Origin of the sequence: Chryseobacterium sp. W4I1 (assembly GCF_030816115.1) — a bacterium.
Classification (GTDB): domain Bacteria; phylum Bacteroidota; class Bacteroidia; order Flavobacteriales; family Weeksellaceae; genus Chryseobacterium.
On record NZ_JAUSXQ010000001.1, the window covers coordinates 4,221,447 to 4,240,592 of the forward strand.

Genomic DNA, 19,146 nt, shown 5'->3' on the forward strand with positions numbered 1-19,146 from the left:
TCATAATAATCATAATTTTTATAGATATGATATTTATTTAGTAATATCGAATTTATCTAATATCAAATATCCATTTCTAATATTCACAGAATCATAAACAACAAGATATTTTCGCCCAAATGAATTCTCCTTCTTCATGAGCATTTCTAATAACTCCTTCCTTATAACTAAATGTAAAATCATTCCCCTTTTTACGTGCTCTGTCTCCATAATAAACAGAAGTAATTTCTCCTATAGTATATTTGGCATTTTTAAGTATTATTGCTGCTGGCGGGCTTATAGACTTATACTTTAAAAAATATATGATCCAGCCTATACCACAGATTATTATTATTAATAAAACCTTATTCTCTCTCTTCATTGAATAAAAAATTATTTTACTTCCTGATTAACAACATTCCCTGCTCCGTTCGCAACTGTTTATGTAATTATTCCTAATCCGAACAATGGATCATCTATAGTATTTCTATGTCAAAATTATTTTCCTGTGCAAAATCTGCCTGAATAATAAGTTCTGACTAACAGAAAAACTCCATCTCCAGTGGATGGAGATGCTGAAGATAATTAGCTTAGAAAATCTTGAGTTTTTGTGTCACAGACTACTTCCTGAGCTGACATACTCAAAAATATAACAGAAATAGTGCACTAATGTACAGTTCGCATTGGTATATTAGTATAATTATTTTTATAAATTTACAGTTTTTCCATTGACTTGTGAAAAAATAATAAATAATTTAAGGAAAACTTTACACAAAAAAACCACCGCATCTCAGCAGTGGTTACTATTTTTAAAATTATTCCTGTTTAGAAAGAAACTTCATTCACTTCTTTTCCTCGCTGGAAATTCATTACTTTCTGGCTTCCTTTGTAAGCAATACTCACAACGTTGAATTGCTTAGGAAAAGAACTTAAAAGAATGGTATTTTTAATCTTCAAGGTATTGATATCCGACACTCCGCTGGTCTCGAAATATACCCATACAGTTTCTCCGCTTACCTGACTTCCAGTGAAGGTTATAGTTTTCGGAGAGCCATTGATGTACACATCAAAATTATTATTCACATATTTTTTAACCTCTGCCTCAAATCCTGCTGTATTAGGATTGATTTTTATAGCATCAGAAATATGGTTGGTATTCATTTTTGTGGTAAACTTCAATGTTTTACTTCCATCTATATAATCCACTTTGGTCATTGAAGAGAAAAAGTCTACATACATAAAACTCATTAACACAAAAAATGTTAAAATTCCTGATATATATAAAAGTTTTTTCATCTTAATTAATAGATTTACAAATCATACTTGCTAGTTATAGGTCACAAATAATATGCCAATTAAAAATTTACATTCACAGAATATTTGTCATAAAATGCTTTAATGTGGGCCACCGCTTCATCCGCCGTATCTACCACCCTGTATAAATCCAGATCATCTTCTGCGATCATTCCTTCTTTTAACAGTGTTGCTTTGAACCATTCCAACAAGCCACCCCAGAATTCACTTCCTACAAGAACGATCGGGAATTTACCTATTTTATTAGTCTGGATCAGTGTTATAGCTTCCGTAAGCTCATCAAGAGTTCCAAAGCCTCCAGGCATTACCACAAATCCCTGGGAATATTTTACGAACATTACTTTTCTTACAAAAAAGTAATCGAAGTTCATAGAATAAGATTTATTAATATAAGGATTAAAATGCTGCTCAAAAGGCAGATCAATATTAAGCCCGATAGATCTTCCCTGGCCATTGAATGCACCTTTATTGCCCGCTTCCATAATGCCCGGGCCACCTCCGGTAATGATTCCGAAGCCTAGTTTAGTGATTTTTTCGGCAATTTCTACAGCCATTTCGTAGTACTTACTTTCTGGCTTCAGCCTTGCAGACCCAAATATAGAAACACACGGGCCGATCTTGGCCAGCTTTTCGTAACCATCCACAAATTCAGCCATTACTTTAAACACCATCCAGCTGTCCTTCGTAATGGTTTCGTCCCAGGTTTTTTGTCTGAGACTGTTGTGAAGCTTTGTTTCGTTTATATCTAATTCAGGATTTATCAAACTTTCATCCCTCGTTCCCTCCATTTCCATGCGAAATTATTTAAAATGTTTTTCGGCTTCTATTACCGATTCCGGTCTTCCCACATCTATCAGAATGCTGTCATGTACAAATCCGTGGATATGTTCAGTCTGCATCAGATCCAGATACTCCTCCATAACAGAAAACTTGCCGGTTCTTTTTATTTTTTCAAAGATAGCGGGATTGATACAGTGAACGCCACTGAAGGCAAGAGCTTTAAAACCTTTGTTGAATTCCGCAAGCCTCTGTTCTCCCGACTGTACATTAAGCCAGCCTCTCAAAACCATATCGTCGTTGAAAAGTAATTTTCTCGAACTATCTCTATCTGAAACCGCTAAAGTAGCAAAATCTTTTATCTTTTTGTGATACTCAACAAGAGCATTGATATTGATCTCTGTTAAAATATCAGCGTTCATGATCAGAAAATCTTCCCCGTGATCGAGGAATTTTCTAGCAAAAATCAAGCCGCCACCGGTTTCCAGCAGCTCATTCCTCTCATCCGAGATTTCAATGCTGCATCCGAAATTACTGTTTTTATTTAAAAATTCAACAATCTGATTTCCAAAATGATGGATATTGATCACAAAATCTTTTATTCCGAAGCTTTTAAGATAATTTATATTTCTTTCCAGAAGCGGTATGCCGTTTACCTTAGCAAGGGCTTTTGGATGATGATCCGTAAAAGGTTTCAGCCTTGTGCCTTTCCCGGCAGCGAAAATTAAAGCTTTCATATAGTATAGGTAATGAGTGATGGGTAATGAGTGATTTAAGGATTCGATAATAAGTATAATAAATAGTACTTATTGCTCATTATCCATTACTCACATTCAGGTGGTGCTGTTCGTCATGGTGAAGGCTTATCTCTGTTCCTTCCGGATATTTTTCTTTGATAAATTCAGCAATTTTGATTGCTGAATAAACTGATCTGTGCTGTCCTCCCGTACATCCGAAACTGATCTGCAGGTCTTCAAAGCCTCGTGCCAGGTAATTATCAATATTAATTGATATAATAGCTTTTACCAGCTCCAGGAATTTAGGCATTTCAGTTTTTGTTTCAAGATATTCCTGAACTCCGATATCGTTTCCTGTCTGGATTTTATATTCTTCAATTCTTCCGGGATTCAAAATTCCTCTGCAGTCGAAGGTAAAACCTCCGCCATTTCCTGAATTGTCCTTGGGAATTCCTCCTTTTTTGTATGAAAAACTGTGTATGTCGATGTGTAGCATTGTTCTTTATTTTTATTAAACCATTAAGGCTCTTTTCGTTTTATATTGATTTTAACCTTCGATTTGGCTCGGGTTGACATGTCTTTTAATTGATATTAATGATTCAAAATAGTATTGATTTTTAATTTTAAATCTTCCGCAGAAAGCTGTTCTATTACCTTTTTCAGCTCCGGGTATTCTTTCATCTGCTCCCAGGATGACGCAAACTCTGTGATATTCTGAATTCCTTTTTCAAAACTGGCTAAGAAATGCTGCTTCCGTTGAATCAGTCCTCTAAAACCATAAGCTCCAAGAACCTGTAAGAATCTCATCATCTGAATGGGCTTTACCGAATTCTTTAGTTGATTTTTAGTAGTCTCACTATCAAATTGTTCTATGTAATAATTGAGCATTTCATGTTTAAAATCTTCCGGAAAATCAGCTTTAGCCTGGAAAAGAAAAGAGATGACATCATACATCAGCGGCCCTTCCATAGCAGACTGATAGTCGATGAACGAAACTTTACTTTCTTTGTTAACCATAATGTTTCTGGCCTGAAAATCACGGATCATAATTCCTTTAGGCTCAAGATTTTCAATAAGATTGGCAATCTGTTTAAATTCTTTCAGCAGTGAAGATTTTTGATATTCCAGTTCCAGGACATCCGCTACAAAATTTTTGAAATAGTACAAATCGTGGATTATAGGAAGCTCATCATACTTTTCGTATTCAAACGTTTTAGAAAAGTCAATTTTCCCTTGGGTTTGGATCTGAAGCTGAAAAAGTTTTTCTAAGGTCTGTTCTACTAAGCTTTTTACATGAGCAGAAAGTCCTTCTTTGGTAATAATCTCTGAAAGTGTCTGTCCACCAAGAAATTCCTGTATATACATCTTTCTGTTGTCTGAGACCGCGAAAATAGTGGGAGTATTCAATTTTAAACCTGAAAAAATTTCTGAATAATACAGGAAACTTTCATTTTCCGGGATATTTTCATTGCTCGTAACAATATATTTTCCGGTGCTGGATGATGCCAGGAAATTTACCCTGGCAGAACCGCTTTGAGCGAGCGTAATGAACTCAGACGATGGTTCCCCCAGATAGTTTTCAAAAAATAGTTTTGCGTTTTTGGAAGTCATAATATGGAAACAAATATACTAATTTAATGGGAGTTTATGAGTTTGAGGGTTTTGGGTTTGAGTTTTGGGACTCAAGTTGAGTTATCTCAGGCTGAAGAGCTTGGAAGTTGCAGATATTAATTGAGACTTGAGACTGGTTAATTATTATTTTATCATTTAAAGTCCAATGTCTGATATTTGAAATCAAAACATTTATTAGCTTGAATTTCAGTCTATTTTTTATATTTGTACTATGCTAAAGGATTTTAAACCGGTTTTAAGCATTTTGCTGAGATTTATTGTCATCTATTTGGTGCTGCTTTTTGCGTATCAGTTTTACCTTAATAGTTTTAAGGCCGACGGACTGGATCCTTTTTCGCAGATAGTTGCCAGGCAGGTTACTTCTATCCAGAATGTGATGGGATTTCCTACACTGCTTTATAATGATGTGAAAAACGAGCAGGTTTGGTTTTATGTGAAGAAAAATTATGCAACAAGAATGGTGGAAGGTTGCAATGCTATTTCTGTCATGATCCTGTTCACCTCTTTTGTATTTGCTTTTTATAAGGGCTCAAAAACATTTATTTTTGTACTTGTGGGCCTTGTATTGCTTTATGTCATGAATATTATAAGGATTGCGGGTCTGAATATTGTAGTAACGGATCATAAAGAATATGGAAAAATATTCCATGACTTTATTTTTCCGGCGGTTATTTACGGAACGGTGATCATTCTTTGGCTGATATGGATTAAATTCTTTGCTTTAAAAAATGAAAATTCTTAACTGGCTTTTAATAATAGCGGGAGTCTGTGGTCTTGTAGGCGTGCGGTTGCTGGAAGATAAAATCTTTTACGATCCTTTCCTGGAATATTTTCATGAAGCGAATAAAAATATTACATTCCCGCAGTTTGAATGGGCAAAATTAATTGTAGGACATCTTTTCAGGTTTATCCTTAATCTTATTTTTTCCTGTCTGATTATCCAGTGTCTTTTTAAAAACAGGCAATGGACAGTACAGGGAGCATTGCTGATCAGCATTATTTTTATGATTACGTTCCCTATTTATCTTTACTGCATCTATGACCGGTTTGAAATAGGCTATCTTTTTTCCTTTTATATGAGAAGGTTTGTCATTCAGCCTTTAGCACTGCTTTTAATTGTTCCGATGTTTTACTATAGAAAGCAAAGCAGTTAAGTAAGTTAGTCTGCAGTATGCTTATCAACACTTGTCACATTTTCCGGAGTCCATTGAACTCTTTTTACAAAATCTTTTTCTCGGACAGGACAGTCTTTGATCTGGCATACAGAACATGATACAGGCTTGCAGTCATCCATATGGAAGTTGAATTCTACGCTTCTGTTGGTGTTTTTAGCCAATAAAATGATCATTTTTTCCATTTCGTTATGAGCTTCCCGAAGGCTGTAATACCAAGGAAGGGTAATGTGAGCATCGATGTGGAGATTGGCTCCGAACTGCTGGATCTTCATATTGTGAACATCAATCCATTCTATTCTTCTGTTGTCTTCAAGTACTCGGATGATCTGGTTTAATAATTCAGGATCCTGTTCATCCATAATACCACTTAAAGATTTTCTGACAATCTTATAACCAACAAAGATAATATAAGCTCCAAAAGTCAGAGCTACAGCAGAATCCAGCCAGTAAATCTTTGTGAAATAAACCACAATTAAGCTAATGACAACACCAAGCGTTGTGATGGTGTCGGACTGTAGATGTTTTCCGGATGCAATAAGAACCAGGGAATTTTCTGCCTTCCCTTTTTTAATGGAAATATAACCCAGAAGGTAATTGACAATAGCGGTGGCAGCAATGATCCATATTCCAAGGTCCAGCTTATTGAGCGTTTTTCCTACGATGAGACTGTTGATGCCTTCATAGATAATCATAATCCCGGCAATGGCTATTAAAGCACCTTCAATACCGGATGTTACAAATTCTACTTTTCCGTGGCCGTAAGGGTGGTCATCATCCTTTGGCTTGGCTGCAAGATGAAGAGAGTAGAGTCCCATAAATGCACTGATAACATTCACAACACTTTCCATGGCATCAGAAAATACGGCATCGGAATTGGTAAGTTTCCAAGCGATAATTTTTCCAATGAATAAGATGACTCCAAAAACCGCAATAATTTTTTGGAATCCTATTTTGTCTTTGTGGGTAATGGTCTTTTTATTTTCCATAGTTTGATAAAAAAAAGAATCTCAATTTTGAGACTCTTTTTTATTTTGTTAGTTTAAACTAAGTTGTGGGCTACTAAGTATTCTGCAATCTGTACAGCGTTTGTTGCTGCTCCTTTTCGCAGATTGTCTGCTACGATCCAGAGGTTGAGCGTTTTGGGCTGCGAGAGATCCCGTCTTATCCTGCCGACGAAAACTTCGTCTTTTCCTTCGGAGTACAGCGGCATGGGATATTCATTGTTTTTCACGTTATCCATTACGACTACACCGGGAGTTTCAGATAAAATTTTTCTTACTTGGTCAAGGTCAAATTCGTTTTCAAATTCAATATTTACGCTTTCTGAGTGACCTCCCTGAACAGGAACTCTCACTGCTGTTGCGGTAAGGTTGAAAGTGTCATCACCTAAAATCTTCTTAGGCTCCTTCATTAATTTGATCTCTTCTTTAGTATAATCATCATCGCTGAACACGTCACAATGAGGAAGAGCATTTTTAAAGATCTGATAAGGATATACTTTAGCAACGCTATCATCTCCGCTTATTTCGGCATTAAGCTGATCAACGGCATTTTTTCCTGTTCCTGTTACAGACTGATACGTAGAAACAATCACTCTTTTCAGATCATATTTCTTATTCAGTGGTCCTAAAACCATTACTAACTGAATGGTAGAACAGTTTGGATTGGCAATGATCTTATCTTCTTTGGTTAAAACATCTGCATTGATCTCAGGGACAACCAGTTTTTTGGTAGGATCCATTCTCCAAGCAGAAGAATTATCAATCACGGTAGTACCAGCTTCTGCAAACAGAGGGGCAAATTCAAGAGAAGTGTCTCCTCCGGCAGAGAAAATAGCGATATCCGGTTTGGCAGCTATAGCGTCTTTCATGCTTACAATCGTAAATTCCTCCTGTTTATACTTCACCTTCTTTCCTACAGATCTTTCAGATGCTACGGGAATTAATTCTGTTACAGGGAAGTTTCTCTCCTCCAAAACTTTAAGCATGACTTGTCCAACCATTCCTGTTGAACCTACTACAGCTACTTTCATTGATTTAATTAAAAATTTAAGTTAAACTATTACAAAGCTATAACATTGACAACTTTGTATTTATATTTTATGCCCCAAAGACTCTCATCCAAGGGAATGCGAATGCAAATAAACCTGCTGCGATAAGACCCATTATCACAATTCCTAAAGAAATAGTGTCATTAGATTTTACTTTTTTATTGATGATCGTCATCAATACGGCAGCGACCAACATAGAAAATGGATGTTCCACAAATGTCTGTCTGCTATAAGGGTCTTTCATTAATGTTCCAGCGTCCAATGCCGCTTTGAAACCCGGAGAAAATATGAATAATAAACATATTCCTATCAGAAACTGAACATGAAAGAAAATCATGGTGAAGAGGGTTGTCTTCTTTAAAAATTTGTTCACTTTACCACTGAAACCAAACATTGTGGCTAAAAGGGCAATAATAAATAATGACACCAAAAGAAGTTCAAGATACCCGAATCCTTTGTGTGCACTAAGAAAAATCTTGTAAAAATCCATATTCAATTTTTTGTACACAAATATAACAAAAATCCCGGCGAAAAGCCGGGATGATATTTATAAAATCTAATATTATGATCTTATTAGAAGTTGAATGACAATGTTGCAGCCCATGTTCTTCCGAATCCGAAGAATACTCTGTTAGTTGTATCAATTCCTTTATAGAAGTTATTTGGATTGTTGATATAAGTGCTATACTGTTGTTGAGCTGTTGCGCCACTTGGTATATCTTTAAAGTCTCCTAATCCTTTAACGAAATTATTTGTTGCACCATCTTGGATGTAAGTAGTGTCAAATAAATTGTAAACGTTAGCTCCAACAGTGAAATATTGATTAGCATCTCTCAATCTGATTTTATATGATACACCAAGATCTGTTAGGTTGTAATCCGGTAATTTTAATACTCCTCTGTCTTGATTAGCAATATTTGAGAAAGTAGCAATGTCAATAGAAGAATAAAGCTTACCTACAAATCTCCAGCCTGCATAGATGCTTAAGTCTTTTACCGGCTTAACAGTAGCTCCTAATGATGCTGTCATTTGTGGAATACTATTGCTGCTTGTTCCTCCTACTTTTACTTTATCAAGGTAAAGCGTAGTTGTGTTTGAATCTCCAGCTACAGTTAGAGGATTGTTGTTTCCGTCAAATGTTGAACCTGTTGCGTTTCCTTTATAATAATAGTCTCCCCAAGAGAACATACCATTAATTTCTAAGAACTTATTCAGTTTGTAAGTTGCATCAAATTCAACTCCTTGGTGAATTTCTGTAATACCATTCATCTCTGCGTAAGCATCTGTTACGTCAGGAACCTGAATATTTCTTCTTAAAGCTCTGTCTTTCCACTGCGTTCTGTAAATGTTAACATTTGCATTGAAGTTTGCAGATCTGAATCCATACCCAACTTCAGCAGAGAAAATTTTCTCATTGGTTAACTGAGGGTTAACAACTTGCTGGTTACTTGGATATACTGTGTTCATGAATGGCTGCTTACTATAATAACCAATATTTGCAAAAACATTATTATTTTCATTGATATTATAGTTGGCACCTCCCTTAATGTTGTATCCAAAGATGTTTTTGAAACCTGTTTTTCTATTTACAGTTTGGTTTCTTTGTACGGTAATACCATCTTGAACGAACTCATCAATTCTTTGGTATCCTTGATTAGAAACTGATCCTTGTAAAAATGCAGATAATTTATCTTTGGTATATTCTATTTGACCAAATCCGCTATACCAGATTACTTCACCATCATTACTAAAGCCAACTCTTTCGTTCAAAGGAACTTGGCTTCCTCCAAAAGGATTCCATGATAATTTTTTATAGTCAGAAGTTTGAGTAACAAGATTTGGAGCGATGTTTTTATTATTAGCATCTTTATATCCTTGTGCACCATATAGATCTGAAATAACCTGATAATGGTATCCATAATAGTATCTGTCATCAGTACCTACTGAGAAATTCCAGTTATCATTAATCTTGTGCTGGAAATTGGCTAATATACCATACCAGTTGTGAGAATTAATACTTGCTCTACGTACTAATGTTGATCCAGCATTTGCAGTACTTGCATTTACCGCAGCATTTTCTGCAAAAAGTTTGTCATAATTGTAAAGTCCCTGAGCATCTCTAAAGTATGGTTGTCCATTAACTAAAGTTGTCAGACCTCTACCGTTAACTCTTCCAAGATCAGCAGTTCCACCACCTCTACCATTAGACATGTATGCTACTGTGCTCAACTTAGACTTATCATTGATAGTCCAGTCCCAGTTTAACATGATAACTGGTTTGTTATAATAGTTTGATCTGTTAGAAAGAGCGACTCTTCTTCCTTCAGCATTGGTGTAATATCCCCAGTCTGAATTATAAGTTCTGTCAGGAGTTCCGTCATTATCTGGATTATATCTTACATAATCACTAATAGAAGGAGCGTAAGATCTTTGATCATGCCATTGTGGAGCTCCGGTGATTGTAAATTGGAAATTGTGTTTTTTGTTTAGTTCCCAACCTAATGCAAAATAGTAAGCGTAAGATTCGTAGTCTGTATTTTGAATATAGGTAGACCCGCTTTGTCTGCTCATTAAGAATGAAGTAGACCATCCTTTGTCAGATTTTCCTGTATTGTAAGCGAATGATGTTTTTAAAAAGTCATTGTTACCAACGCCTAATCTTACAATACCTCCCTTTTTCATATCTGCTGACTTCGTGATGAAGTTCATTGTTCCTCCAACAGAAGCGATAGCCAGTTTAGAAGATCCAAGCCCTCTTTGTACCTGCATAAAACTTGTTACGTCAGATAACCCAGTCCAGTTTGAGAAATAAACAGTACCACCTTCCATGTCATTAACAGGCATACCGTTTACCATTACTGCAATGTTTCTTGATTCAAACCCACGCATAACAATCTGAGAGTCTCCAAAACCACCGCCGCCTTTTGTCGCATATACAGATGGTGTTGTGTTTAAAAGTTCAACAAGTTCCTGGTTTCCTTGTCTTTCAAGAATTTGTGCTGCTTTTACTGTAGAAACTGCTACTGGTGTTTTTCTATCTTTAGCGATATCCGTAACACCTCTTAAAATTACCTCATCAATATCTTTCGACTTCGTTACAGTGTCTTGAACTTGCTGAGCGTAATAAACACTAGCTGTAGATAATGTAATAGCTACAGTAAGTATCGATTTGTTGATTAATTTCATAATCGTTAGTAATAGTTAGATTTAATTTTCTGCAAAATTGGGGAAATAAAATTTAACTAATATTAACTGTATGTTAATTTTTACTTAATCTTAATAAGAATCAATTCGTTGATAATCAATGCAATGTATAAAAAATGAATTTTTACATGAAGAAAATCATTATTATTGAGTTTTTAATAAATAGTGGGTGTTTTTATTAAAAATATAACGCTATTTCACGGCTTTGAGACTCAAATCAATATTTTCAGCCGAGTGAGTAAGGGCTCCAGCAGAGATATAGGTGACTCCTGTAGATGCAATTTCTTTTAACATTTCACGGGTAATTCCACCTGAAGCTTCAGATTCGCATGAGCCATTAATCATTTCCACGGCCTGTTTCATCATAGCAACATCCATATTGTCTAGCATAATCCTGTCCACTTTTGCTTTGATGGCTTCCTGTACTTCTTCAAGGTTTCTTGTTTCTACCTCTATTTTTAATTTTTTCTTATTCTTTTTGATATAATCCTTTGCCATTTTTACGGCATTCGTAATGCTTCCGTTGTAATCAATATGATTATCTTTTAGCATGATCATATCATAAAGTCCGTATCTGTGATTGGTTCCGCCACCTATTGCAACGGCCCATTTCTCACATACTCTGAAATTTGGGGTTGTTTTTTCTGGTATCTAAAAGCTTTGTTTTTGTACCAATCAATCTTGAATCCCAATCATAGGTAAGAGTTGCAATTCCGCTCATTCTCTGCATACAATTAAGGACAAGTCTTTCAGTGGAAAGGATGGATCTTGCACTTCCGGTAATGATAAAAGCGACATCTCCTACTTTAGCTGCATTTCCGTCTTTGATAAATCTTTCAATTTTTAAATCTTTATCAAAAGTCTTAAAGATAATTTCAGCCAGTTCAACACCTGCTAAAATACAGTCCTGTTTTACCAGAAGTTTAGCGCTCTGCTTCAGATCTTTCGGAATTGTGGAAAGCGTAGAATGATCTCCGTCCTGAATATCTTCTTCTAAGGCGTTTTTGATAAAAGTTTTTAATACTTTATCTGTAGCGTAGCTTGGTCTTTTCATTATAAATGCTTTTAGGCTAGATCTTTATTATAAAATGCTCCTTTATTTTCAGTCATTTCCATAGACTGGGTAATGATGAGGTGAGCAACGGTTGTCAGGTTTCTTAATTCGGATAATTGTGGAGATAGAATAGAGTAGTGGTAGATCTCATCAACTGCTGCTGCTATTTCCTGATGCTTTTGCAATGCCATATTCAAACGTCTGTTGCTTCTAACAATACCTACCAGGTCACTCATCATTTCCTGAAGCTGCTTTCTCAGATAGCTTACGATGACCATCTCATCCATGATCTTCATTCCTTCCTCATTCCATTCCGGAACGGCTTTCAGGTCGTCAAAATTGAAATTGTTTTCCTTGAGCAATGCAATAGTTTTTATGGCGGCATTATGTCCAAAAACCAAACCTTCCAGTAAGGAGTTGGAAGCTAGTCTGTTAGCTCCATGAAGTCCTGAGTTGGTACATTCTCCCACAGCAAAAAGATTTCTGATTGAAGACTGTCCGTCTCTGTCAACTTCAATGCCGCCCATCAGGTAATGGCATGCGGGGACTATCGGAATCAGTTGAGTAAAGGGATCAATTCCCTCTTCTCTGCATTTTTTATAAATATTGGGGAAATGTTCCAGGAATTTTTCGTGATCCATTTCACGGCAGTCAAGTCCCGCGTATTCGTCTCCGGAGATCTTCATTTCGTTGTCGATCGCCCGGGCAACAATATCCCTTGAGGCTAATTCTTCACGCTCATCATATTTGTGCATGAATTTTTCACCTTTTTTAGTTCTTAATTTAGCGCCGTCTCCCCGTACTGCTTCCGAGATAAGGAAAAGCATTCCGTTGATTTTGCTGTACAATGCTGTTGGGTGAAACTGGTAATACTGCATATTGGAAACATTCCCTTTTGCACGGGCTACGAAGGCAATTCCGTCTCCTGTAGCAATAGTTGGATTAGTGGTGTTCTTATAAACATGTCCTGCGCCGCCTGTCGCCGCTAATGTTATTTTTGAAGTGATTTTTTTTATCGTTTTTGATTTTTCATCCAGGATATAGGCACCATAACAGTTGATTTCTCCTTCATTGACCTCTTTTCCCGGAACATGATGCTGGGTAATAATATCAATGACGTAATGATGATCAAGGATTTCAATATTCGGGCTGTTTTTTGCTGTTTCCAGCAGAGCTCTTTCAATCTCGAATCCTGTGATGTCTTTATGATGGACGATTCGGTTTTCGGTGTGGCCGCCTTCTCTTCCCAATGCGAATTCTCCATTTTTCATATCAAAATTGGCGCCCCATTCTACAATTTCATTAAATCTTGCAGGAGCTTCCTTTACAACCATCTCCACAACATCACGCTTGTTTTCTCCGTCTCCGGCACGCATGGTATCGTCAATATGTTTCTGGAAATTATCATTTTTAAAGTCGGTGACTACAGCCAGCCCGCCCTGCGCATATTTGGTATTGCTTTCGTCTTCGTCAGATTTTGTTACGATGATGATTTTGGCATCAGGAAACTGTTCAGAAACTTTTATGGCATAGGAAAGTCCCGAGATGCCGGAACCAATTACTAATACATCCGCTTTTATCATAGGCTTGCTTTAGGTACGATCATTTAAATATTAAATAAATTTAAACAATTTTTCGTTTGGTTTTCTTACTTTTTTCATGTGCTGGAAATGATCTTCCTCAGAACGGTAGCCTAAAGCCAGGGTGACAGTTACTTTTTCTGTTTCAGGATTGATGTTGAGGATCTCCTCTATCATATCCTGTCGGAAGCCTTCCATAGGACAGGAATCTATATTTTCAATAGCGGCGGTATACATTAAGTTTGCAAGTACTATATAAGACTGCTTTTCTGCCCAGTTGAAAATTTCATCCTGTGTTTTTTGGGTAATATGCTGATTGATGCTTTTTCTGAAAAGGTCAAGTTTCTCAACAGGAGTTTCCCTTACCTCGGAAATGTGATTAAAATATCCGTGAATATAGCTTTCCTCAATCGTTTTCTTTGAAATAATGACAATGAGGTGTGAGCAGGTGGAAATTTGTGATGGATTATAGAAGGCGGGAATCAATTTCTGTTTCATTGCCTCACTTTCAACCACTAAAATTTTATAGGGCTGAAGTCCAAGAGAGCTGGCGGACAGCTTTCCTGACTCAAGAATATTGTGCAGGGTCTCTTGAGGAATGATTTCGTTATTAAATTTTTTCACAGAATATCTTCTGCTTAAAGCTTCCAAATAATTCATAGGACAAATTTAGGGATTGAATATGAATAAAGCGTCTTTAAATTAAAATATATACCTTGAAAAGAGCAAAAAGATCACCCCAAATTTGGAGTGATCCTGCATATTTAAAAATAATCAATTTAAATTTATTCTCTGTTTTTTACCATAATCCAGCCCGAAAATTTGATAGGTGTACTCTTGCTGTTGTTTTCATTCCATGTAATAGAATACCAGTAATTTCCGGTAGGAACTTTTTTGCTTCCGTTGGTAGTTCCGTCCCATACATATCTGTTGGATTTATCGGCCTGGAAAAGCTTATAGCCATATCTGTCGAAGATTCCGATCTCCAGGTTTCTTTTATTAGCCAGTGCAGAATAATCAATGGCATCATTCACTCCATCGCCGTTTGGTGTGATCACATTGATAAGGTTCGGTACTGTAATGTTGATCTCAATAGGTTCACAATCATAGCTGTCTTTTACATAGATTTTAGTCTCGCCTCTGGGAACATTGGTGAATATATTGGAATCCTGCCACTGTAAATTATCCCTTGAATATTGGTAAGGAGGAGTGCCCCCGTTTACAAAAACAGTAACTGTGTTTCCTGAGATGTCGATGCTTGTAACCACCGGCTGTTCAGAAGCATATACTTTTACTGTCTGCAGTACTTTACATTCTCCGGTTTTTAGTTTTACCCAATAGGTGCCTACTCCGACATTGGTAATAGCTTGTGTAGTTGCCCCTGTGCTCCATTCATAGCTGTTGAATCCAGGTCCTGCATCCAATGTGGTTTTGTCTTCAATACAAATGATCTTGTCCTGTAAAATGCTAGATTTTACTGGTGATATAACTGTCAGTGTAACTTTTGCAATAGAATAACATCCTTGTGCATTAAATACCTTTACATAAATTACTCCCGATGGTGCTGTATAGGCTAAGAAATTTAAAATTTCATTTGTTCCGCTTACGGCATCAGCCAGGGATGGGTAATATTTTTTTGGTGCTGTTCCAATTACTACAGGAGCGCTGCTTAGATTGAATGTTCCCAATGATGGATTGGTTTCAAGGAAGCAGGTTCTTAAGGATGCATCAGTGACTACCACCACAGGATTGAGGCTCAAAGTAACCTTTGCAGTACTTACGCATCCCTGAGGAGTGGTCACTTTTACAAACAGGACTGCCGCTGGTGAAGCATATGCTGTAGGATTCGGGATCTGGTTGGTTCCTGCATTCAGGTCAGCCATTGTATCATAAAATTGCAAGGTACAGCCAGGTACGGTGGTTACGTTTGCTGTTGTTAGATCAAAGGTGGCTGTTCCTGCATTGTTATTGTTACATCCGCTAAGTGATGCATTGGTTGCTTCAAATGGGGTAGGATTTAGCTGAATTACTCCGTCTCCGTTGTCACAGAGTGTAGACGTAGGGTCTTTGATAACTACTTTAATGGTTGTATTTCCGGAATACTGAAAACTTGTCGGATTGGTGATAGGTGTGGAACTTCCTAATACATAATAAGTAAATAAATAATTTCCAGGATTGTTCACAAACTGCGAATTGAATGAAGTTAGATTTACTGTTCCGGTTCCTGTAGAAGGATTAGTGCATACAAATGGGGTCACTGTAGCATTCAGTATTGGGACTTTGTCTACGAAAACTTTTACATTTTTGATAGAGTGCCTTGCTGAAGCTCCCCCGGTGGCTGCTGAAAAACCGAAATACCCCTGAGACATTCCAATGGCTCCCCCTGATGGTGCAAAAGATTGATCTACAATAAGAACGCCGTCTAGTTTAATTTTTATAATCCAGTTGGTTGGGTTCGTAAGGTCAGTTTCTCCATTTACTTCTACATGTTTATAAGTTGGGCCTACAAATGGCTGGGTAGCGATAAGGTCTGGAGAATGAAATGTGCTGTTGGGCGTGTTGTTGTATTCAATATTGTTTCCGGCAGTGTCGTTAGTGCCATACAGTAAATGTATTTTACTCATCTGGCCTTCGGTGGTATTGTTGAAAATATCAAATCCTACCATAAGCCCTGATGCATTTCCTGGAATTCCCAGTCCGCCGCCGGATACAAATCCTGTCGGAGGATTTACCAGATACCAGAATGTAAATCCGTCTCCTCTCCCGAACTGTGCGGTTCCGTTTCCGTCAATTCTAAAATCAAATTCCACCTTCCATTTGTCACAATAGCTTAATGTGATAGGGGTAGCTAATTTTATAGCTCCGTATAAGCTGGTATTGTCTGTGGTAAGCCGGATAAAATCGGTGTCAACCGCTGCATTGGAAACAAGGTCCCAGCCGGTTGTGTTAACAGGATTTCCGGCAAGCTGATAAGTTTGGGCAAACAGCTTTCCTGAAAAACTTAAAAAGATGGTTAAAAAATAAATGAGTAGTTTTCTTTTCATGTGACGCGAGTAGTTTGAGGTTATTCTTGTAAATATATTCGTTTTAATCTTCCGTATATAATGTATAATTGTCAATTGTTTAACAAAAATTGTCAATTATATAACTAATAACAGGGATAGATAAGAAATAATTAAAAAAAGAATAGACATGAACTAAAATTAAGAGAGAACCATGGAATCAAGCCTCATATATTAAAAAATCACTCCCGATGAGGAGTGATTTTTATATAGATTACTTATTCTCTGTTTTTTACCAATATCCAACCTGAATATTTTGTAGGCGTGCTATTCTTATCATTTTCATTCCAGGATATAGAGTACCAGTAAGTTCCTGTAAGAATCTTTTTACCGGAAGCCGTTCCGTCCCAGGTGTAGTTTCTTGTTTTTCCTGCCTCATAAAGCTTGTTGCCATATCTGTCATACACAATGAAAACCAGGTTTTTCTTGTAAGCCAATGCAGAATAATCAATAACATCATTCACATTGTCGCCGTTCGGTGTGATGGCATTGATAAGATTCGGAACTGTAATCTGCACTTCAACAGGTTCACAATTATAAAAATCTTTAACAAAAACCTTAGCTTCACCTCTGTGAAGGCCTGTGAAAGTATTGGAATCCTGCCAGTCAATACCATTTAAGGAATATTTATACGGCGGAGTACCACCTGAAACATTCACGGTCACTGTTGTATTATTGATGTCGATGCTTGTCACGACAGGGTTGGCGGAAGCAATGACCTTCACTGTCTGTATTGTGATGCAGTTTCCTGTCTTTAATTGTACCCAATAAAGACCTACACCTACTCCATGAATAGAAGGAGTTGTTGCTCCGGTACTCCATTCATAGCCGTCAAAGCCTGGGCCTGCATCCAGATCTGTTATTGCATCCACACAGATTATTTTGTCTTTTAAAACAGCAGATGTTATCGGAGGCAATACAATGAGATTCACTTTTGCAAGAGCGAAACATGCATTGACATCTGTTACTTTTACATATACTGCAGTGCTTACCGACATATACTGAGACGGATTTACAATCTCGTTGGTTCCAGCAAGGGCATCTGCTATAGAAGCATAATATTTTTTTGTGAAATCACTCGTCAATGTTGTTACGTTAGCTGTGGTTAAGTCAAAGACTGCATTTGTTATATTATTCTGCAGAAAACATGACCTTAATGTCGCTTCTGTTACTGGTGTTTCCGGATAAAATGCGAGTGTTATTTTTGCAGTGCCAGTACATCCCAACGGGGTAGTTACTTTTACATATACTGTTCCTGCTACAGAAGTGTAAGTGGCGGGATTTGGAATTTCGTTGGTTCCGGCATTCAGATCAGCCAGAGTTTTGTAATATTTTTTTACTGCAGGGAGTCCGCCGGCCACATCTGCTGCGTTGAGGTTGAAAATTCCTTTCCCTTCTTTATTGTTGTTGCACGCCAGCAGTGTCTTATCCGTAAGGGTAAGAGGAGCAAGAACGAGAAGTATTTTCCCGTCTGGGTTGTCGCACAATATTCCTGCATTGTCTCTCACAATAACTGTGACTGTAGTATTGGTATTAAACTGAAAATTAGTAGGATTCGTTATTACAGTGGAGCCTTGCAGATAAGTGAATGTATAATTGGAAGGCGCGCTTACAAACTGAGAATTAAAGGATGTTAAATTAACTGTTCCGAATCCTGTACTAGGATTTGGGCAGAAAGACTGTGTCGCTGTATTTTGTAAAATAGGAACTTTATCGGTATAGATTTTTACATTTTTAATAGAATGTCTGGATCTTGCTCCTCCTGTAGAAGCTGAAAATCCAAAATATCCAACGGTCATTGCTGCTGCTGTACCTGCAGGGGCAAAAGACTGATTACAGATTATAGTTCCGTCAATGGTGATTTTTACAATCCAGTTGGCAGGTGCCGCCGGATCCACCTGAGCTGTTACCTCAACGTGCTTAAAGGTTGTTCCCTGAAAAGGCAGGGTGGTATTCAGATCCGGTGAGTGAAAAGAACTTCCGGCAGTATTGAAAAATTCAACGTTATTGGTATCTGAAGTATTCGCAACCTGTCCGTAGGCAACGTGTACCTTACTCATCGTAGCGGTGGTGGTGTTGTTATAAGTATCAAATCCTGCAATAAAACCAACTGCATTTTGAGAAACTCCAAGGCCTGAGCCTAATACACTGGCGACAGGGGGATTGGCAAGATACCAAAATGCAATCCCGTCTCCGTTTGACGTTTGGTTCGAGTCCATTCTGAAATCAAACTCTACTCTCCATTTGTCACAGTATTTTAAATTAATAGGATCATTAAGCCGGATGGATCCGGATTGATTGTTGGTATCCGGAGTAAGCTGAACAAAATCTCCATTCACCTGGGTAGGAGAAACCATGGTCCATCCTGTTGTAGATACAGGGTTTCCTGTCAATTGATAAGTTTGGGAAAATAGCCCTCCTGACAGAAAGAGCAGAAAGAGGGATATATAAGACAGTAAAAATTTATTCATTGAATTGGGATTACTTTTATTAGATTCTGTAAATATATTAAATCCCAAATTAATAATATGTATTTAATGTTAATTTTACTGAATATGATAATGATTTTTCAATGAATGATA

16 protein-coding genes and 1 pseudogene are annotated in these 19,146 nt (G+C 37.1%); 2 read left to right on the plus strand and 15 right to left on the minus strand.

Annotated features, from left to right (window positions below; genetic code table 11):
* Window positions 1-91: 91 nt before the first annotated feature.
* The 6 genes from QF044_RS19640 to QF044_RS19665 form a co-directional block, all read right to left on the minus strand.
* Window positions 92-361: a hypothetical protein gene (locus tag QF044_RS19640; protein WP_307270985.1), complete on the minus strand. Its 270-nt coding sequence runs from the start codon at window positions 359-361 to the stop codon at window positions 92-94.
* A 443-nt stretch (window positions 362-804) separates the two neighbouring features.
* Window positions 805-1,275, minus strand: a complete 471-nt coding sequence (locus QF044_RS19645; RefSeq protein ID WP_307270987.1) for a DUF6702 family protein — start codon at window positions 1,273-1,275, stop codon at window positions 805-807.
* 59 nt (window positions 1,276-1,334) lie between these two features.
* Window positions 1,335-2,087 (minus strand): TIGR00730 family Rossman fold protein, encoded by a 753-nt coding sequence (locus QF044_RS19650; protein WP_307270989.1) that lies wholly within the window; start codon window positions 2,085-2,087, stop codon window positions 1,335-1,337.
* A 6-nt stretch (window positions 2,088-2,093) separates the two neighbouring features.
* Window positions 2,094-2,807, minus strand: coding sequence for a nucleotidyltransferase family protein (locus QF044_RS19655; protein WP_307270991.1), 714 nt, complete (start codon window positions 2,805-2,807; stop codon window positions 2,094-2,096).
* A 79-nt stretch (window positions 2,808-2,886) separates the two neighbouring features.
* Complete coding sequence (locus QF044_RS19660) at window positions 2,887-3,303, minus strand: RNase adapter RapZ (protein ID WP_307270992.1); 417 nt, start codon at window positions 3,301-3,303, stop codon at window positions 2,887-2,889.
* Window positions 3,304-3,398: 95 nt separating this feature from the next.
* A complete protein-coding gene (locus QF044_RS19665) occupies window positions 3,399-4,418 on the minus strand; it encodes an aminoglycoside phosphotransferase family protein (RefSeq protein ID WP_307270994.1) in 1,020 nt (339 codons plus the stop codon).
* A gap of 232 nt (window positions 4,419-4,650) precedes the next feature.
* Between QF044_RS19665 and xrtF the strand changes: the two genes are divergently transcribed.
* Window positions 4,651-5,181, plus strand: coding sequence for an exosortase family protein XrtF (gene xrtF / locus QF044_RS19670; RefSeq protein WP_307270997.1), 531 nt, complete (start codon window positions 4,651-4,653; stop codon window positions 5,179-5,181).
* Window positions 5,168-5,593 carry an exosortase F system-associated protein gene (locus QF044_RS19675; protein WP_307271000.1) on the plus strand — a complete coding sequence of 142 codons (426 nt, stop codon included), beginning with the start codon at window positions 5,168-5,170 and terminating at the stop codon, window positions 5,591-5,593. Before xrtF ends, QF044_RS19675 begins: the two co-directional genes overlap by 14 nt.
* 5 nt (window positions 5,594-5,598) lie before the next feature.
* Here the strand turns inward: QF044_RS19675 and QF044_RS19680 are convergent, their stop codons facing one another.
* The 9 genes and pseudogenes from QF044_RS19680 to QF044_RS19720 form a co-directional block, all read right to left on the minus strand.
* Entirely contained in the window at window positions 5,599-6,600 is a 1,002-nt protein-coding gene (locus tag QF044_RS19680) for a cation diffusion facilitator family transporter (protein WP_307271002.1), read from the minus strand.
* Between the two features lie 53 nt (window positions 6,601-6,653).
* Window positions 6,654-7,646 carry an aspartate-semialdehyde dehydrogenase gene (locus QF044_RS19685; protein WP_307271006.1) on the minus strand — a complete coding sequence of 331 codons (993 nt, stop codon included), beginning with the start codon at window positions 7,644-7,646 and terminating at the stop codon, window positions 6,654-6,656.
* Window positions 7,647-7,713: 67 nt separating this feature from the next.
* Window positions 7,714-8,154: a hypothetical protein gene (locus QF044_RS19690; RefSeq protein ID WP_259828975.1), complete on the minus strand. Its 441-nt coding sequence runs from the start codon at window positions 8,152-8,154 to the stop codon at window positions 7,714-7,716.
* Between the two features lie 83 nt (window positions 8,155-8,237).
* Window positions 8,238-10,850 carry a TonB-dependent receptor gene (locus QF044_RS19695; protein ID WP_307271011.1) on the minus strand — a complete coding sequence of 871 codons (2,613 nt, stop codon included), beginning with the start codon at window positions 10,848-10,850 and terminating at the stop codon, window positions 8,238-8,240.
* Window positions 10,851-11,060: 210 nt separating this feature from the next.
* Window positions 11,061-11,922 (minus strand): annotated as a pseudogene (gene nadC / locus QF044_RS19700) (carboxylating nicotinate-nucleotide diphosphorylase).
* Window positions 11,923-11,933: 11 nt separating this feature from the next.
* Window positions 11,934-13,505, minus strand: a complete 1,572-nt coding sequence (gene nadB, locus QF044_RS19705; protein ID WP_307271015.1) for an L-aspartate oxidase — start codon at window positions 13,503-13,505, stop codon at window positions 11,934-11,936.
* 30 nt (window positions 13,506-13,535) lie between these two features.
* Entirely contained in the window at window positions 13,536-14,162 is a 627-nt protein-coding gene (locus QF044_RS19710; protein ID WP_307271018.1) for an NAD(P)H-dependent oxidoreductase, read from the minus strand.
* 125 nt (window positions 14,163-14,287) lie between these two features.
* A complete protein-coding gene (locus QF044_RS19715; RefSeq protein WP_307271021.1) occupies window positions 14,288-16,546 on the minus strand; it encodes a T9SS type B sorting domain-containing protein in 2,259 nt (752 codons plus the stop codon).
* A gap of 236 nt (window positions 16,547-16,782) precedes the next feature.
* Complete coding sequence (locus tag QF044_RS19720) at window positions 16,783-19,035, minus strand: T9SS type B sorting domain-containing protein (protein ID WP_307271024.1); 2,253 nt, start codon at window positions 19,033-19,035, stop codon at window positions 16,783-16,785.
* Between the last annotated feature and the right edge of the window lie 111 nt (window positions 19,036-19,146).

What these genes read in the sequence shown, in the direction of transcription:
- QF044_RS19640 (WP_307270985.1), bottom strand. Translation starts at nt 361, where the DNA reads ATGAAGAGAGAGAATAAGGTTTTATTAATAATAATAATCTGTGGTATA.
- QF044_RS19645 (WP_307270987.1), bottom strand. Translation starts at nt 1,275, where the DNA reads ATGAAAAAACTTTTATATATATCAGGAATTTTAACATTTTTTGTGTTA.
- QF044_RS19650 (WP_307270989.1), bottom strand. Translation starts at nt 2,087, where the DNA reads ATGGAAATGGAGGGAACGAGGGATGAAAGTTTGATAAATCCTGAATTA.
- QF044_RS19655 (WP_307270991.1), bottom strand. Translation starts at nt 2,807, where the DNA reads ATGAAAGCTTTAATTTTCGCTGCCGGGAAAGGCACAAGGCTGAAACCT.
- QF044_RS19660 (WP_307270992.1), bottom strand. Translation starts at nt 3,303, where the DNA reads ATGCTACACATCGACATACACAGTTTTTCATACAAAAAAGGAGGAATT.
- QF044_RS19665 (WP_307270994.1), bottom strand. Translation starts at nt 4,418, where the DNA reads ATGACTTCCAAAAACGCAAAACTATTTTTTGAAAACTATCTGGGGGAA.
- xrtF (WP_307270997.1), top strand. Translation starts at nt 4,651, where the DNA reads ATGCTAAAGGATTTTAAACCGGTTTTAAGCATTTTGCTGAGATTTATT.
- QF044_RS19675 (WP_307271000.1), top strand. Translation starts at nt 5,168, where the DNA reads ATGAAAATTCTTAACTGGCTTTTAATAATAGCGGGAGTCTGTGGTCTT.
- QF044_RS19680 (WP_307271002.1), bottom strand. Translation starts at nt 6,600, where the DNA reads ATGGAAAATAAAAAGACCATTACCCACAAAGACAAAATAGGATTCCAA.
- QF044_RS19685 (WP_307271006.1), bottom strand. Translation starts at nt 7,646, where the DNA reads ATGAAAGTAGCTGTAGTAGGTTCAACAGGAATGGTTGGACAAGTCATG.
- QF044_RS19690 (WP_259828975.1), bottom strand. Translation starts at nt 8,154, where the DNA reads ATGGATTTTTACAAGATTTTTCTTAGTGCACACAAAGGATTCGGGTAT.
- QF044_RS19695 (WP_307271011.1), bottom strand. Translation starts at nt 10,850, where the DNA reads ATGAAATTAATCAACAAATCGATACTTACTGTAGCTATTACATTATCT.
- nadB (WP_307271015.1), bottom strand. Translation starts at nt 13,505, where the DNA reads ATGATAAAAGCGGATGTATTAGTAATTGGTTCCGGCATCTCGGGACTT.
- QF044_RS19710 (WP_307271018.1), bottom strand. Translation starts at nt 14,162, where the DNA reads ATGAATTATTTGGAAGCTTTAAGCAGAAGATATTCTGTGAAAAAATTT.
- QF044_RS19715 (WP_307271021.1), bottom strand. Translation starts at nt 16,546, where the DNA reads ATGAAAAGAAAACTACTCATTTATTTTTTAACCATCTTTTTAAGTTTT.
- QF044_RS19720 (WP_307271024.1), bottom strand. Translation starts at nt 19,035, where the DNA reads ATGAATAAATTTTTACTGTCTTATATATCCCTCTTTCTGCTCTTTCTG.